Genomic DNA, 17318 nt, shown 5'->3' on the forward strand with positions numbered 1-17318 from the left:
ATTACAAAATTGAATTTGACAATTAATCTCAAAGTGCTTACTATTAATGTATTGTTTATAATATTTATATATATGGTGATACTATGAATCCACATGCTCATATGAAATTACAATCGGGAGTATGCATGGCTAGACATACCGTATTTGACGGTATTGATTTGCTATTCCTTGATGTAAAGCGCGAAACGATTCAATTTTTCGCCAAATCTCATACAAAGACCTTCGCAATTAATCATTGTGAAGAGGGACGTATTGAATGCAAGTTTGCATCTGGAGAATACTTGTATATGGGACCAGGAGATATGTCGTTAGGATGGCATATTCGGGCCGACTATCAACATGAAAATTACTTCCCTACAAAATCGTTTAAGGGAATTGTTCTATTAGTAGATGTAGCACGAGCACAGCATGTATTAGATACCTTAGTAGCTGATACACCAATTGATTTGACTGCCATAGCCAATCGATTTTGTGAAAATACAGACTTTGGTATGATGATGGAGGAAACAGAGTCGGTTCGCCAAATTTTTTCCAGTTTATATAATGTGCCAGATCCCATTAGAGCTCATTATTTTAAACTAAAGATTGTAGAAATATTTTTATTATTATCTGTAATCTCTACAGAATCCCATGAAAAACGAGGTAGCTACCGAAAGCAACAGGTAGATATTGTAAAAGCAGTAGGTAAATATTTGTCTAAGAATTTCGTCAAACGTATAACCATTGATGATCTATCCCGTGATTTTGATGTTCCTGCATCAACCTTAAAACGTTGCTTTAAGGGCGTATATGGTGTGACAATTCATCAATTCATCAAAGAGTGCCGTCTTAATGAAGCAAAACGTTTACTACATGAAACGGATGAATCCATCTTACAAATTGCCAATGCCGTAGGTTATGAAAACGGTAGTAAATTTACAAGTACCTTTAAGGACTTTGTCGGTATGACACCGAGTGATTATCGTAGAGTATAATTACATATTGTTTAACTGTATCTAATAAAAGTATCAAAATCGTATAATTTTGGTCTTTTCGGAGTAGATATACATAATACACTTTGCTAACATATTAAATGTAAATGATTTTCAATGTCATTGTTGTTAGTAAAGTGTATTTTTTATTACTAATTTTAATGATGCATATAGTTGAGTGAGATTATAAGAGGAGGAAACAATGAATCGGTGGAGCCGTACAAAGCGCTATTTAGTCCTATCTAGTGCGGTTGCATTATGGCTAAATGCACCCCTCGTCGTTTTAGCGGATAATGCAGCTGTTACGACAGATGTAGTTCATGTACAAGGCACATGGGCAGAGGAAGAAGCAAAATTAAATCCACAGCAAGTGCAAATCATTACCAAAAAAGAGATTGAGAAGAAGCAGGCGAAGTCCGTCGAAGATATTATATTTACCCAAACGGGTGTATCTAGAACCGTTGATGCCATGGGACGTGTAGGTGTATCTATTCGCGGTGCAGAGGCTCGTCATACATTGATTCTTGTGGATGGTCAACCAGTATTGGGGGATTTTGATAAGTATTCTGGCGCAGCGGACGAAGTACAACGGTTAGGTGCCGAAAATGTAGAACGCATCGAGGTTATTCAAGGTGCAGCGAGTGCTAAATATGGTTCTGATGCGGTGGGTGGTGTCGTTAATATCATCACTAAGAAGGCTCTTAAGAAACCAACATTGCAAGTAAATGCCGAAGGGATGCGTCGTAAAAGTGATGGCGATTTATTCCCATTCCAAAACTTTTATATTCGAGCTGATTCGGGGCAGATGGGGAAATTAAAGGTTGGCTTATGAGGTAGTAAACGGGATTTAATGCCGGTCCTTGCATCGGTTAAACGCCGTGCATCAGGTATGGGCTTTGATTATGCAAAACATAATTTTAAGCCTAATGTGCTTCGCTATTATGGTGATGCCTCTGATATTGGCTTTGTGGCAACGTATGAGGCTAATAAAAATAATAAATTTGAAATGCGTTTAAATCGATATACAGAAGATCTTGTACGCGATATTAAGCACTCTGATTCCGATTTAGAACCACAACAACATTTTAAACGTACTGCTAATCGTAATACGATTAATCTTTCATGGAATGCTAAAGCAGGAAAAAGCGATTGGACTGTAGAAACTAACTATTCCCGCATTAAAGAAGATGACGTAGCACTTATCAATTATACGGGACGATCATCTTATGAAGGTTCTAATGAGTTACGATATATCGATAATATCGATCATCGTCAACTAGATGTTCGGCTCAATGCAAATACGCAGCTTAATAATAAACATCGTCTTAGTTATGGTGTTAGCTATGCTCGTGAAGAAGGTTCTGGTAGCCGATTAAAGAGTTCCCCAAATACGAGTACCATGTACATCGATCCTTGGGCATATGATAAGAGCTTGCTTGTTGATAAGCTAGATCGTCTTGTGCGTAAAAAAGGGGATAACAGTGTTAAGGTTTATTCCCATATTCATGATTATAAATTTATAAACTCCAGTAGCGGTATGCCACAATGGGATATGGATTATGAATATTATGGTGCTGAAACGGATGCGCAAAAACCAGGCATTACATACAATGATTATGTAAATTATGGATTGTCTGAAGGGGCTATTAGCTCTTGGTCGAGTACATCTCCTAATAATCAACCGATATCCGATGACTTTAGAAACCGTTATAATGCATTAAAATCACGGTTAGAAGCTGAAAATCCAGACATGGCTAACACCCGTTCTAATATCGTAGGCGACTACTTTAAATATGGCGAGTCCAGTGATCCAGAAATGCGTAAAAAAGCGCCAAAACTGAATGGTAAGGCATTCTTAGAAGAGTATCGTAATCGCGACCAACGATTGACGACTGGTCAAGGTACGATTCGCAAGATGAATGCTTATATCTCCGATACTTGGCAAGTGAATAAGAACCTTACCTTTGTTCCTATCATTCGACTAGATAATAGTAGTTTGTTTGGTTCCAATTTATCCGCTTCCATGGGGATGACATACAATGTGAAAGGCAATCCTCATCGTCGATTTAAGGCCAATGTTGGCACTGGTTATACAGAACCTGGTATGGGCGAATTGTGGTATAACTGGGAAATGTATGCGTCTAATCCGGTAGGTATTGGCGTAGCAAAACTCGGTTGGTATTGGGCGGGGAATCCAAATTTAAAACCTGAAAAATCGCTCAATATTGATATGAGCTTAGAAGGTGAAAACAAAAACACCTATGCTCGTGTTGGTATATTCCATAACCGCATCAAAAACTATATGTCGGTTTACTTTACAGGAGAATTCCAAGATTTTGCACCATATTTGAAAGGGGATGCAAAATACCAACGTGCCCCAGATATGATTTACAGCTTTAAAAACATTGGTATGGCTGAAATCACAGGCCTTCAAGCGGAAGTACAACAAAAATTTGGTAAATATTGGTCTGGTAAATTAGGATATACCTATTTGCATGCTATTAATAAGAGCGATCCAACGATGCCTCGGCAATTATTGGATAAACCAGTGCACAAGGTAGATATTGGTGTAACCTATGACAATCCAAAAACTGGTTGGAATGGCTCCATTTGGGGTGATTACTATATCAATATGCTGGATAGTAACACATTGAACAATGGTGGTAATTACTGGCCAGATATTTTATCCGGTGATGCAGGTGTGTACAAAAAGCAAGTTTACCAAAAGAAAACATTTGGCATTTGGAATTTGATGGTCCAAAAACGATTTAACAAGAATGCCATGATGTACTTTGGGATTAATAATATCTTTAATCATCGCGATGATGACCGAGCAACGCAAGAACGGGTATATCGTATCGGCGTTAATCTTAAGTTTGGTGGTGGCGATGCTAAGACTACGCCAATCGGAAAAGATAGTAATAAAGCTATTGATGCAAATGGTAGCGTAACTAATGTAGCGGCTGGTAATGAAGCAGGCGTACAAAATATATCCGAAGTTGTTAAACTAACTGACTTTATTCGTCCTGATTTTGATACGACTAAGGAACGTGGCGTCACATTTATCGGAGATTATCGTGCACGCTGGATGTCTCACGACGGCACCAATCGTCCACAATCTCCATTCCGCTCTAATTCAGCCATCGGTTCTGCGAAAGCGAATATGTACGATTCTAATCGCCATAGTTTTGAACAACGCATTCGTCTTGGTCTTGATGCTCGCATCAACCCATTCACAAATCTCTCCGTTATCGGTAGCATGACCGGTATGAGCGGCGTTGATACAAGTTGGACTAAATCGGAGTCAAAAGGTTTCAATCATCAACGTCTTGATACGGTTGATCTTACAAGACATGTCAAGAAATGGGATGTTTCTGTGGGTCGTTTAAACGAACCTATGGGGGCTAGTGGATACTGGTTTGGTCAATCCTATGATGGGGTTCGTGGCGTATGGACTGGTAATGATACGCAAGTTCGCATTGGGGTAGGTAACTTTAAACATAGCACGGGTATTAGTGATTCAGCGTATACTCATGTGGTACATGAAGTGATTACTAGACCTCCAACAGCAGCAGAGTTAATTGGTATTAATCGTGATGAGTATCCTTATGATATTAATAATGCTACAAAAACTGGGTCTGATGGTGAAAGCAAATCCACTGAGGATGCACCAGCACCAGACAGCCCAACAGGTATTTATGAATCTACTTATAAAGGTAAGGTAGATACAATTTACTTCTATCAACAGCTAAAAGGATTACAAGATGAATATGAAGCTTATAAAGCTACATTAAATCTAAGTTGGAGCAATCCGAATCGCGATCAAGAGATTGAAAAGGCAAATGCTAAGCTCGCAGAAACACAACAAAAACAAGCTCAAGTGATGAGCCGCTTACAAGATATTCTTACAAAGGCATACCCTACAGATATGGCTGAGAAGAAATTCTCCCTCGATATTCCATCTGGTGGTTATGCAATGTATGAAATCACTAATAAGAATACAGGGGAAAAACTCTATAAGACCGGGGACATTATGTATAATGTGAACTCTTCTTTATACCCTGAATACTTAAAAGAAAAGGCTAAAGGTCTTATCGTATCTACTGATAATAAAGAGGCTTTAGTAAATCCTAAAGCCTATGTTGAAAAACATAGTGACGAAATCAATCAATCCGTAGCAGAAATTGCTAAATATAATGCTACAGATAACTGGAGCAACTATAACAATAGTGAGCTTGATGTGGTTTGGGTTAAACAGCCAGATGGCACGTTCAAACAATCTTATGATTACTATGGACAACCAGCTAGTGATTATGAGTTCACTGGTTACTTAGGTGCTAAAACATATAAATACGATAGTGGTAGTTATGTATTTAGTGATTATGATGCTAAAGATGCGATTTACAAAAAGAACTTTACAATGTCCTCCAATGATTATGGTGAAGGTAGTTCTGACTATGGTTGGGGCATGCCAAATGCATTGTTCAACTATATGTATAATCTTGAAAAGGTTGTACATGATGCAGAGTCTGAAAACAAATTACCACGTGAAGCAATTGGTAAAATCATTGGTAACATCATTCAAACCGAAGGCATTGTTCTTGAAAAAGATACAATTCCACCTATTGAAACGGCAGCGTTTGTTCAAGTGAAGAAACAAATTGGCGACCGTCTTGGTTTACAAGCATGGTACTTACGTTCCTTTAATGGTAGTAAACGTACATTTTTAAATGCCAATGGTCATGGTAATGATGAACAAAGCTTCTCCAATATAGCGAATGTATTTGGTATTGGCGCTAAATACCAAATCGGTGAAAGCGCAGTACTTACTGTAGATTATGGTCAAAATAGATCGAAATTTGGACGTTATATGAACGGTAATACTGTATATGACCATGAACGTGGAACCGCAGACTTTACTGTGAAAGGTCACCAAATGGGCGGTACACCTCATTTCTGGATGGCTCGCCTCGACATTGGTCGTGCTGATATCGATATTCCTAAATCATGGAATGCGTTTATAGATTATAAATACTTCGCTCATGGCTCATTCCTTGGCGGTAATGGTACAGGTGCTGTACCGGATCGTTACCTCGATGGTATTCGCAGCTTTACATTCGGCGCTGGGTATGTACCGCGCAAGAATTTACTCCTTGAAGCATTCTATACATTCGATGCTAAGGGCACAAATAAACGAGATACTTTATATGGTAATGAAAGCTTTAAGTTAGGCGATTATGCAAGAATTCAAGGAACCTACCGGTTCTAATGTACAGTCTGTAAACAGACAGAAAGGTTTATTAGTATGGAAAATCTAAATTATGTCATTCACTTGTTTCATAGTGGCGGATATGTAATGTATCCATTATTATTCTTGTCTCTTATGGTCATTGCAATCGCTGTAGAACGCTCTTTCTATTATCGTAAATATGCAGGAAAAACCTATATGGTGACTCATGCGGTTAATGAGTATGCAAAATTGCAAAAATGGGATGAAATAGAAAAGGTAATCAAAGAAAATCCATCCATTGCAAGTCGTATTGCTGAAGCTGGTTTGAAAAACGGCGCTACTGAAGAAGGTATGAAAACGGCATTCTCTGATCAAATGGGGGTTGATGCAGTAGGCTTCAGAAAATATATGGATTACTTAAGTGCAACCGTTACAATTTCCCCATTGTTGGGCCTACTTGGTACTGTAACAGGTATGATTGGTTCCTTTAGTATCCTCGATGCTGGTGCGGGTGCATCTGCTATTACTGGTGGTGTAGGGGAAGCCCTTATCGCAACGGCGTCTGGCTTATGTGTAGCCATCATGGCTTTAATTGTGTATACCTTCTTTAGCCATCGTTTAGACTCTATTATCAATCAAATTGAAAATATGTGTGTTAACATCATTACTGCAAAACGAGAAGGGTGGAAATAACTATGAATTTACAAAGTTTTCGTATGAAATCCAAGCCTGAATTCATGATTATCCCTATGATTGATATCATATTCTTCCTATTGGTGTTCTTCATGATGAATAGCTTACAAACAATAGCTCAAAAGGCTTTGTCTGTACAGTTGCCACAGGCAACAACCGCATCTGCACCAGCTCAATTACCGGTGGTGCTTACATTAGATGCAGAAGGTCACATAACAATTGATAATGTCCCAATGAGCATTGATGCGGCCGAGGCAATGGTAAAAGAACGAATTGCACAAAATCCGAATGCTAGCGTTATATTACAAGCGGATAAACGCTCTGCTCACGGACAAGTAGTGGCAATTATGGACATGCTTAAACAAGCTGGCGTTAAACGCTTAGCTATTGCAGCAGAACAGAAAGGATAACTATGGGATTAGGCATATCATGGAAAAAAGCAGCCATAATATCCGCCGTAGTTCATCTAATCATTCTATTTATTGCCGTTATCTTTTTCGTAGTCGTTCCTGCTATTCAAGAGCAAGAAACCTATGAAGTCGATCTCACTCAAAGTGTGCTCGATGATGGCGGTAGTGGTCACGCTGGTGGTGGCGGCGGTGATAGGTCATCTCTATTCCCAAAACCATTGTCTGCAGATGAAGTGGCGGCAAGAACAAAGGCTGTAGTAGCGAATGTAGAACCATCTACAGCGACGGATATTCCTGATGCGGTAGATGTCCCAAGTAAGGGTAGTGAAAATACATCAAATGCATCTGGTGAAAGCGGCGGTGCCGGTAATGGTCCAGGCTCTGGCGGTGGTGAAGGTGGCGGCCATGGCACTGGTACAGGAACGGGCGTTGGTGGTGGACAGGGCGAAGGCGAAGGCTCTGGTTCGGGCAAAGGCTCTGGCGGTGGTCATGGTCGAGCTCATGTCGCTTTTGATGAACAAGGCTTTTATAATGCAGTAAACAATCAAAAGGTAATTCCTCAACAATACATTCGTCAACATAGAGAAGTTCATGAAACAATTTATGTATTTGTACGTATTGATACAAATGGTAATGCGGTTGAACAATATGTTAGCTCAGGCGATGATCCATTGTTGAGAGAAGAGGCTATGGCTGCAGTAAATCGTGCATTACCCTATCCAAATCAAACAGGCGACATTCAACCTGTAACTGTTCCCGTACGATTTGATTTATCCGAAGGTACAGATGACGATGATTAATTATACATAATGTAAGGAGACTAACATGGGGACTATTATTTTATATTCTTCCCTCACAGGAAATACGAAAAGCGTAGCAGAGGCGATAGCTTCTGTTATGCCTGAGGGTACACCTTGTGTACCGGTAAAAGAGGCACCTACTAATCTAGCGGATTACGATACGGTATTTGTAGGTTTCTGGGTAGATCGTGGCACAGCTAATAAAGAAGCGGCTAAGTTGATTGAAACCCTTACAAATAAACATGTAGTATTCTTTGCTACACTAGGTATGTATGCCGATTCTGATCATGCTCGTGAAAGTATTGAAAAGGCATCTGCCTTATTGCCTAATAAAGAATCTCTTGTAGATGGTTTTGTATGCCAAGGTAAAATCGACCCTAAGGTTATTGAGATGATGTACAAAATGTTCCCACCAGGATCTGCTCATGGACAAAGCCCTGAACGTGATGCATTGCATAAGGCGGCAGAAACGCATCCTGATGAACAAGATTTTGCAAATGCGAAAGAATTTGCTAAATCAGTGCTGGCAAAGTTGCAAGGCTAATGAGTGAAAGGGGGAACGTATGAGTTTAGCGAGTTTTTTCGAATCGATTCCAGAAAAACAACGGAATCTGCAACTAGGATTGGCCTGTGATAATCCTATGAGTGGCGCCTTTCCTCATAAGCGCGTTGTTCACGCAGGCCTTAATGGGACTTTAATTTCACCGAAGGAATCACAATCTGTATGGGATACTGTAATGCGTGGTGCTCCTAAGAGGGGGCAAATGCAGTGTGCTTATATACATATTCCATTCTGCAAGACAAAATGTACGTACTGTGGGTTCTTCCAAAATGGTACAAGTCAAAGTATTGAAGATAACTATATTGATGGCCTCATTGGGGAACTTAAGCTGGCTAGTGAAAGTCCGCGCTTAAAGGATGGTCTTATCCACGCTGTATTCATTGGCGGTGGCACACCGACATCCTTATCTCCAGCAAACTCTGAGCGCTTGTTAAAAGCGATTAAAGAATACTTACCACTAGCTAATGATTATGAGCTTACCCTAGAAGGTCGCATTCATGATTTGATTCCTGAAAATCTTGAAGTATGGATGAATAATGGAGTTAACCGTATGTCTATCGGTATCCAGTCGTTTAATACTAAGGTGCGCCAAATGGTAGGACGTTTGGATACAAAAGAAACTGTACTTGAACGGTTAGCGGCTCTAAAGGCCTATGGTCAATGTTCTGTTGTTATCGACTTAATCTATGGTTTACCTGGTCAAACAATGGATGTTTGGGAACAAGACTTAGCCGACTTAGTAAGTTCTGGTGTAGATGGTGCTGACCTATATCAATTGAATGTATTCGATGGTAGTGATCTAAACCGCGATATTGCGAGCGGTAAGGTGCCACCAGCAGCCACAACGTCTATGCAAGGGGATATGTTTGAATTTGGACGTACCTATTTAGAGGCTCGTGCCTATCGAAGATTGAGTGCCGCACACTGGAGTGCTAATAATCGTGAACGTAGTTTATACAATATCTTAGCTAAAGCAGGTGTACCGATGTTCCCATTCGGCAGTGGTGCAGGGGGTAATGTTGATGGTTATGGGATGATGTTACATCGTGCGCTTAAACCATATGAAGATATGGTAAGCCGTGGCGAAAAACCATTTATGGCACTTATGAAGCAAAGTGATTTACAACCATTTGTAAACCAAGTAGTAAGCCAATTGGAACAAGGCTACTTGGATATCAATACATTAGTGGCTATGGATTCTCGTTTAGATGAATTGAATTGGTTGTATAAACTATGGGAGAAACGAGGCCTAGTTTCGTATAATGGCTTATTGTATAAATTGACATCAGCTGGTGAATTCTGGACTGTAAATATTACGCAAAGTACATTAGAGGCTATGGAATATATTATAACGGGCAAAAACTCCTTTGCCTTAGAATCCGTAGTGGCCCAAGATACAAAGACTACATCTAAAGAAAATCCTAATCAAGAGATACGTGGTATTGGTCAAGGTAAGGCTAATATTTCGGTACCAACCGATGAACAGACAGAAGCGCAACGCAAAGAAGCACTCATGACAAAAGCGAAAGAAGAAATCGCTAAGAGTGGTGCCTCTGGTGAATCAGCAAATCGCATGATTCAAGCTATGGCGAATTTGAGCGCTGATGAAATTGAATACATGATGGAACGTATGATGTCCTAATTATCACTAACAACCTCTCATATAAATAACTACAAACATTGACAGGTACGTTTTATCTTAGTATTAAAACCCTAGATTACGATCTATTCTTTAAACTGGACTATTCAGTTTAACGAGAATATATCGTGGCCTAGGGTTTACTTTTTATGTTTCGGAATGTATTCTGTACATATAGTTATACAAGGTATTAGGAGGTTAGTATGAATGCATTTCCTAACGAAGTGATAGATATAGTTGGTATTGGGGCTAGTACCTTAGATCGATTCATCGTAGTTGATCATTTTCCAACGGGGCGTGAGGTGCAACAGGCCGTCTCGTCTACTACAGATGGCGGCGGTCCAGTAGCGACTGCACTAGCCACGGCTGGTAAATATGGATCTCGGACGGTAATGATTGACCGTATTGGGGATGATATGGTTGGACGCTATATTCTAGAGGACTTTCATAAATATAATGTCAATACAGAGGGCATCCAAGTTGATGCGGATGCTAAGAGTGGAACTGCAACGATTCTTGTGAAACAGAAGACAGGGGAACGGGCTGTATTTTTTGAACGATCTACTGCAACTGAGCCTGAGTTCTTAGAGGCTCATAAACAACTCATAGAATCTGCCTATATTTTGCATATCAATGGTAGACATCGCAAACTCATGCGCTCTGCTATGGCCGTTGCAAAAGAGGTAGGCACTATTATTTCTTTAGATGGTGGTGCTCAACGCTACGATGAAGATATGAAGCCTATTACAGAAGCCAGTCACATCGTTATCGTAGCTCGAGACTATGCTGAAAAATATACAGGCACAACTAATTTAGAAGATGCTTGTCGTATCATTCATGAACGAGGAGCCTTCATAGCAGGTGTTACCGATGGTGCTAACGGTAGTTATTTTGTATGGCCTGATGGAACATCTTATCGATGTGAACCATTTTCTCAAGCTACTGTAGTAGATACAACGGGGGCTGGGGATAGCTTCCATGGTGCTTTTTTGTATATGCTTACAAAAACACTTTGCAAAATAGCAGATGGTACTAACACATCAACTATGAATGAAACGAGCCAGTCCTTAAATGCTATCGATTTACTCCATAGTTGTGCGCACGAGGACTTAGAAAAAGCGGCTACTTTTGCTTCTGCTGTAGCAGCTCTTAATACGCAAGGAATTGGCGGCCGCAGTCCATTGCCGAGTTTAGAAGATATCAAGGCGCTTATAGGATAGGATTATGGTTATGTGGAAAAATACTTCAAAAAATCAAGTTCAGCAATATATGCAACATAATCCTTATCGTCTATTAGCTCTTAGCTTTTTGGCTGTTATGACTATAGGGACGATATTGCTCATGTTGCCCCTATCAAATGCTCAAGGCCATAGTACAGCGCTTGTAGATGCAGCTTTTACCGCAGTATCTTGCGTTTCTGTAACAGGATTGGCGACAGTAGATACCTATTATCATTGGTCCTTGTTTGGCAAAATCGTCATGGTAATCCTTATCCAATTAGGTGGTTTGGGGATTGTTTCCTTTACCACTATTATCGCTCTAGTATTAGGGCGACGGGTAGGTCTAAAAAATCGCGTGCTTTTATCTGAGGATGTAGGGCAAGATGGAATGAAAGGGCTTTTACACATTACGAAAAAGCTAACTATTTATACCTTTTGTGCCGAAATTATTGGTGGTATTCTCTATACCATTCAGCTATATCCTTATATTGGTGATGCTGCATTATATACGGGAATCATGCAATCCATCTCGACCTTTTGTAATGCAGGGTTTATATTCTTTGATAATAATCTACCTTATGCCATGGTGGGCGATGTATTATTTAATATAAATACAATGGCCCTTATTGTAATAGGTGGTTTCGGATATCTCGCAACCTTTGATATTTGGTCGCATCGCAAGCTACGACGTTTTGTAGATTTAAAACTACACACAAAAATAATGTTAGTTGGCACAACGGTGCTCATCCTTTTAGGGACTATTATTTTCTTGGGAGTTGAGTGGGCGAATCCCAAAACTTTTGGTCCTTTACCTATATGGAATAAGGTCATGGCTGCTCTATTTCAATCGATTACCCCTCGTACGGCAGGTCTTGCAACTGTAGATTATAATGATTTACATCCCATAACTCTGTTTATTACCATCATTTTTATGTTTATCGGGGCAGGTCCTAACTCCACAGGAGGAGGTGTTAAAATTAGTACTATTGCTGTCGCTTTTCTAGCATCGCGTACATTATTTAATAACCGTTCTGATACAGAGGTTTTTGAACGTCGTATTTCGTTGGTTACTGTCCTTAAGGCAAATGGGATAATCTTTTTATCCATCCTTCTTGTTTTGCTTGCTACTTGCTATTTAGCTTGGGATGAGCCGTATAACTTTATTCGAATACTTTTTGAGGTAACCTCTGCCTTTGGGACCGTAGGTCTTTCGACGGGGATTACACCTGATTTATCTGAAAGTAGTAAATGGGTGTTGATGCTTGTCATGTTTACGGGCCGTGTTGGGGTTATGACTGTTATTGGTACTTGGGCGTTAAGAACGGCACCGACTAAACCAATTAGCTATGCAGAAGAGCGTGTATTGTTATAAAAACAGATTAGATTGAATATAAAAGGGGGCATATATGAAACATAAAACGATAGCAGTAATAGGTCTTGGTCAATTTGGTGGCACTGTTGCCAAGATGTTAGCTTCCATGGATCATGAGGTATTAGGTGTAGATATTGATCCAGAAGTTGTACAGAAAATTTCACCATTTATAACACATGCTATAGTTGCAGATACAACCGATGAAGAGGCAATCAAAGCATTGGCGCTAAGCCAGTTTGATATGGTTATTGTGGCTATAGGTGGAAATCTTCAAGCTAATCTAATGACAGCTATGCTTCTTAAAGAGTTAGACGCACCTAAAATTGTGGCCAAGGCTGAAAATAATATACAAGGTAAAATGCTTCATAAAATAGGTGTAGATCAAGTGATTTACCCTGAATATGATATGGCATTACGTCTTGTACAATTTTTAACTAGAGACCATGTGATGGATTATTTACAACTATCCAAAAATATTAGTCTTATAGAAATAAAAATGCCTTCATTTATGGTTGGCACATGTTTGAAAGATTCCAATTTGCGTGAGAAATATAATCTTAATGCAGTAGGCATAAGACGCGGTGAGGATTTAGAAGTTCCACCAAACCCAATTACCATCCTCGGTGAAGATGATAAATTATTAGTTATTGGGAATAATTCTGATTTAGATTCATTAACAGTGTAGTAAGTATACGAAACAGATATAATTATATCGAAAAATTATGATACAATAGGAATAGAATTCAGTATAGGCCGTACGTATTCGTATGGCCTTTTTAGATAGAAATGAAGGATAGTATGACAGAAGAACAATATATAACGGCTCTCAAAAACAATCCCCATGGCGTACGCAATATCCCTAATCCTACAGAGGAAATGCAGTTAGTCTGTGTGGAACAGAATGGGATGCTATTACAGTACATTAAAAATCCTACTGATCGAGTGATTGAAACTGCGTTAGCACAGTCGCCACGGGCCATTCAATATGTGGACAATCCAAGTGACGAATTATTGATTTCATTAGTCAAACAAGATTGGGCGGTACTTGAGTATATTCAACATCCATCAGATGATGTGGTTCGCATTGCCTTAGACCAATCGGGCTGGGCCATTCGATATATTACAAATCCATCAGAGGAATTACAGTTAAGGGCTGTAGAAACACAATATGATGCATTGCAATATATTGCCAATCCATCAGAGCGGGTTCAAATGGCTGCTGTAAAATCTAATTATTTATCATTGCGCTATATCCAGAATCCGACATTGGACATTTTGAAAGCCGCCGTGTTACAAGATCCGCAGGCTATGCGTCAAATTACGAACCTAGATTTAGATACAGTGGTAGAGCTATTGAAGGTTTCTACATTGATACTTGGGTATGTACCGAAACAAATAGGCTTGACTGTCGATATGGTTCGACAAATTATAACTGAAATGATTGCAAATCCTGCTGTAGAAGATCGCTATGTGCGAGAACTCGTAAGCAATCCTGCCATTGGTGGACGCCAATCAACATGGCCCATCGATATATTGTCATTAGTTGATGTATACGGATCTATAGAGGCAAAGAAAATTGCTATTGATCAGTATTTACTATATTAATTAAGAAGGAGTCATAATGAATTTTACAGATACAATGGCTAGTGTGGAATTGGTACTAGCCGCTAATCAAGTACCATTGCTCGTCGGTGAAACGGGGATTGGTAAAACATCGCTAGCAGCGCGCGTAGCAGAGTCTCATGATTGGGAACTCGTCACCATTGATGGTAATCTTTTAAAAGAAGGCGAAATAGGCGGTTTGCCTACGGTGGAAACTGTATCTCATAAAGATAGTAATGGGGCGGTTAAAGAAATAAAGACCACCGTGTATGCTGTTCATCATACATTAGAACATGTGTCACGAGCTGTTAATGCAGGTCGTCATGTATTGCTATTTATCGATGAAATTAATCGTGCAGAGCATGCGGTGCAACAAGAATTGATGAACTTAATTTTGAACCGAGAAATCAATGGATTTGCTTTGAGCGATGATGTGCGCATCATTGCGGCTATGAACCCAGAGGATTCCTTTGACTACCAAACGATTGATATGGATCCAGCCCAACAAAACCGTTTCGTATGGCTTTATATGGAAGCGGATTATATGCAGTGGATTGACTGGGCTATTTCTGTAGGCATTGAAGATAAGGTGGTGGAATTTATCTCCTCTTATCCAGATTATTTAAATCAACGTCATGAAGATGACATCGATGCGACACCGCGTTCCTTTGAACGGATATCTCATATTTATGGTATCTATAAGGAAGGTGGTTATAGCCGTGAAGTATTCCAAAATGTTATCCGTGGTAATGTGGGTAAACTCATTGCGGAGGCCTTTGTTAATTTCGTTGAAACTGAACAAGAGCCATTGATTTCCTTTGATGATGTGTTAGAGGCTGTGCATAAACCGGGTGCCATTATGTCCTTGCAAGAACGTGTTAATGGTGAAAGTCCTACTCGCCTCTATGTTTCTGCGAAAAATATGTTGTATCGTTTGAATCGTAATAGTAATGCCGAAGAAGTTCATTACTTTATTGAGTTCATCACATTGTATCCAGGTGATTTGCGCATTGCTGTTATGAAAGATTTACGTAACGCATATGCTCATGTGTATAGCTATGCTATTGAGGATGAGCTCTTTATTGAAACGTTTTTTGAAGCCAATCGTTAATTGTGAAAGTGCATATGACAGGTAGAAATTATGAATCGAAATTTAGATAAAGACGATATTCGGGATGCGTCTGACCTGCTTACTCATATAGACGGATGGGAGAAGACTGGACGCTACGATGAAGAGGCTATCAAGGAACTCGATCGCTGGCATAGAAAGCGTAATCAGATTGCTCGTGATGCGGATGCATTGTATGAGCAACTATACGCACGTTATCAAGCGTATGTAGATGAACATCCAGTGCATAAACAACAGGCAGAAGATATTGCTGTAGATATGGTAAATCACAATATGTCGGATAGTCATATTGGCACGATAGGCAAGGGATTAACGGAACTGTATGAGGGTGAAGGCACAGATCTCGATGTGTTGACACAACACGTACTAGCCGATGGCTATGAACAACGGTTATGGCATATCTTGCATGATGTAAATAGTTTATTGCTTGACGAGGATCAGTTCTTTGGCTATTTTTATCTACAAATGACACATCGTGTACGCTTAGATATGACCAGCGCTTTTGGTGTTAACCTCAAACACGGTGGCTATGTGCTATATGTGAATCCTTTCATTATGTTACGACAACCGCCGGATGTTATGAAAGATGGTATTAAGCGAGAAATATTACATGTTATATCCGCTCATTTGATGCGGGTCAAAGAACTTAGTCAACGGTTTAATAAAAAAGCTGTTCACATGGCTATGGACATGGTTGTAAACGATTATTTAGAACATGTAGACCGCGATGCTATAACCGTTGCCAATGTAAATGCAAGATATGGTCTTTTACTAAAGCGATTCCGTACTTTAGAATATTATGCAAAGGCCATTGATAAGGCGATGCAGGAAAAACCAGATCTTTTTATGGCTGTCGAGGATTCCAGTCAAATCATAGCAATGGAGTTTAATGCTGATTCAAGCCATGATATTTGGGATGAGTCCGATGCTATCGATACAGAGACGATGGATAAAATTACGGAACGCTATATCAACGAAGCATCAAAAGGGGATATGGAGGGTTATGTAAAAAGCCTTATCGATACATTCCAAAAGACGCGCCGATCCTTGCCATGGTATTTTTATCTTAAAAAGTTGATGGGCAAGGTGGCTAGTGGACATAAAAAAACGACGATGCGTCGCAATCGTCGTCAACCTGAGCGTCTGGAATTATCTGGCACATTACGTCAACATAAGGCAAATGTGTGGGTAGCCCTCGATATGAGCGGTAGCATTACAGATGCGGAATTTACCAATGCTTTAGAACAAGTATTACAAATCGTACATGCCTATAATCATCGTATTACCATTGTAGAATGTGATAACGAAGTACGTCGTACCTATACAATGGAAACTGTGAAAGATGTAAAACCACGACTCGATGTGCGTGGATCAACAGCCTTTTCACCTGTATTTTCTCTAGCTAATCAACATCACGTAGATTTACTCGTATACTTTACGGATGGGAAAGGCGAAGACCGCCTTCGCGAAGCGCCAAAAGGCTACAAAGTACTTTGGGTCCTTACGGGCTCTGAACCTAAATTATCCTTGTATAATCCGCACGGCATAGTTCGTGAAATGGGCTATGTAGCCGTTGACGAAACACAAGACATTGACGAATTCGTGAGAATGAGCAGTAGGTCGGGGTTTTCCATGGCGAATCAGGAGTAATCATTACTTAACAATCTTTGTTCTTTAATACGGCAGGGGG

At 39.8% G+C, this 17318-nt stretch carries 12 protein-coding genes and 1 pseudogene; all 13 read left to right on the forward strand.

Going from position 1 to position 17318, the window contains the following annotated elements:
* Positions 1 to 83: 83 nt before the first annotated feature.
* The 13 genes and pseudogenes from HMPREF1151_RS05800 (at position 84) to HMPREF1151_RS05860 (ending at position 17278) form a co-directional block, all read left to right on the forward strand.
* On the forward strand, positions 84 to 974 hold the full coding sequence (locus HMPREF1151_RS05800) for an AraC family transcriptional regulator (protein WP_038141398.1): 891 nt from the start codon (positions 84 to 86) through the stop codon (positions 972 to 974).
* 199 nt (positions 975 to 1173) lie between these two features.
* A pseudogene (locus tag HMPREF1151_RS05805) lies at positions 1174 to 6240 on the forward strand (TonB-dependent receptor domain-containing protein).
* Positions 6241 to 6276: 36 nt separating this feature from the next.
* Entirely contained in the window at positions 6277 to 6894 is a 618-nt protein-coding gene (locus tag HMPREF1151_RS05810) for a MotA/TolQ/ExbB proton channel family protein (protein ID WP_009661405.1), read from the forward strand.
* Between the two features lie 2 nt (positions 6895 to 6896).
* Positions 6897 to 7304: a biopolymer transporter ExbD gene (locus HMPREF1151_RS05815; protein ID WP_005381857.1), complete on the forward strand. Its 408-nt coding sequence runs from the start codon at positions 6897 to 6899 to the stop codon at positions 7302 to 7304.
* A 2-nt stretch (positions 7305 to 7306) separates the two neighbouring features.
* Complete coding sequence (locus HMPREF1151_RS05820) at positions 7307 to 8104, forward strand: hypothetical protein (protein ID WP_009661401.1); 798 nt, start codon at positions 7307 to 7309, stop codon at positions 8102 to 8104.
* 25 nt (positions 8105 to 8129) lie between these two features.
* Complete coding sequence (locus tag HMPREF1151_RS05825) at positions 8130 to 8648, forward strand: flavodoxin family protein (RefSeq protein WP_005381906.1); 519 nt, start codon at positions 8130 to 8132, stop codon at positions 8646 to 8648.
* A 19-nt stretch (positions 8649 to 8667) separates the two neighbouring features.
* Complete coding sequence (gene hutW / locus HMPREF1151_RS05830; RefSeq protein WP_009661414.1) at positions 8668 to 10308, forward strand: heme anaerobic degradation radical SAM methyltransferase ChuW/HutW; 1641 nt, start codon at positions 8668 to 8670, stop codon at positions 10306 to 10308.
* 200 nt (positions 10309 to 10508) lie between these two features.
* A complete protein-coding gene (locus HMPREF1151_RS05835) occupies positions 10509 to 11525 on the forward strand; it encodes a carbohydrate kinase family protein (RefSeq protein WP_009661411.1) in 1017 nt (338 codons plus the stop codon).
* Between the two features lie 10 nt (positions 11526 to 11535).
* A complete protein-coding gene (locus tag HMPREF1151_RS05840; protein ID WP_038141401.1) occupies positions 11536 to 12897 on the forward strand; it encodes a TrkH family potassium uptake protein in 1362 nt (453 codons plus the stop codon).
* A 34-nt stretch (positions 12898 to 12931) separates the two neighbouring features.
* Positions 12932 to 13582 carry a TrkA family potassium uptake protein gene (locus HMPREF1151_RS05845; protein WP_009661413.1) on the forward strand — a complete coding sequence of 217 codons (651 nt, stop codon included), beginning with the start codon at positions 12932 to 12934 and terminating at the stop codon, positions 13580 to 13582.
* Positions 13583 to 13695: 113 nt separating this feature from the next.
* Positions 13696 to 14502, forward strand: coding sequence for a hypothetical protein (locus HMPREF1151_RS05850; RefSeq protein WP_009661402.1), 807 nt, complete (start codon positions 13696 to 13698; stop codon positions 14500 to 14502).
* A gap of 16 nt (positions 14503 to 14518) precedes the next feature.
* Complete coding sequence (locus HMPREF1151_RS05855) at positions 14519 to 15610, forward strand: AAA family ATPase (protein WP_009661396.1); 1092 nt, start codon at positions 14519 to 14521, stop codon at positions 15608 to 15610.
* Positions 15611 to 15640: 30 nt separating this feature from the next.
* On the forward strand, positions 15641 to 17278 hold the full coding sequence (locus HMPREF1151_RS05860) for a VWA-like domain-containing protein (protein WP_009661409.1): 1638 nt from the start codon (positions 15641 to 15643) through the stop codon (positions 17276 to 17278).
* The last annotated feature ends 40 nt before the right edge of the window (positions 17279 to 17318 follow it).

The organism is Veillonella sp. ACP1 (assembly GCF_000286635.1).
Lineage (GTDB): Bacteria > Bacillota > Negativicutes > Veillonellales > Veillonellaceae > Veillonella > Veillonella atypica.

Coding starts and splice junctions, on each gene's coding strand:
- HMPREF1151_RS05800 (WP_038141398.1), top strand. CDS start 84: ATGAATCCACATGCTCATATGAAATTACAATCGGGAGTATGCATGGCT.
- HMPREF1151_RS05855 (WP_009661396.1), top strand. CDS start 14,519: ATGAATTTTACAGATACAATGGCTAGTGTGGAATTGGTACTAGCCGCT.
- HMPREF1151_RS05845 (WP_009661413.1), top strand. CDS start 12,932: ATGAAACATAAAACGATAGCAGTAATAGGTCTTGGTCAATTTGGTGGC.
- HMPREF1151_RS05825 (WP_005381906.1), top strand. CDS start 8,130: ATGGGGACTATTATTTTATATTCTTCCCTCACAGGAAATACGAAAAGC.
- HMPREF1151_RS05835 (WP_009661411.1), top strand. CDS start 10,509: ATGAATGCATTTCCTAACGAAGTGATAGATATAGTTGGTATTGGGGCT.
- HMPREF1151_RS05860 (WP_009661409.1), top strand. CDS start 15,641: ATGAATCGAAATTTAGATAAAGACGATATTCGGGATGCGTCTGACCTG.
- HMPREF1151_RS05810 (WP_009661405.1), top strand. CDS start 6,277: ATGGAAAATCTAAATTATGTCATTCACTTGTTTCATAGTGGCGGATAT.
- hutW (WP_009661414.1), top strand. CDS start 8,668: ATGAGTTTAGCGAGTTTTTTCGAATCGATTCCAGAAAAACAACGGAAT.
- HMPREF1151_RS05815 (WP_005381857.1), top strand. CDS start 6,897: ATGAATTTACAAAGTTTTCGTATGAAATCCAAGCCTGAATTCATGATT.
- HMPREF1151_RS05840 (WP_038141401.1), top strand. CDS start 11,536: ATGTGGAAAAATACTTCAAAAAATCAAGTTCAGCAATATATGCAACAT.
- HMPREF1151_RS05850 (WP_009661402.1), top strand. CDS start 13,696: ATGACAGAAGAACAATATATAACGGCTCTCAAAAACAATCCCCATGGC.
- HMPREF1151_RS05820 (WP_009661401.1), top strand. CDS start 7,307: ATGGGATTAGGCATATCATGGAAAAAAGCAGCCATAATATCCGCCGTA.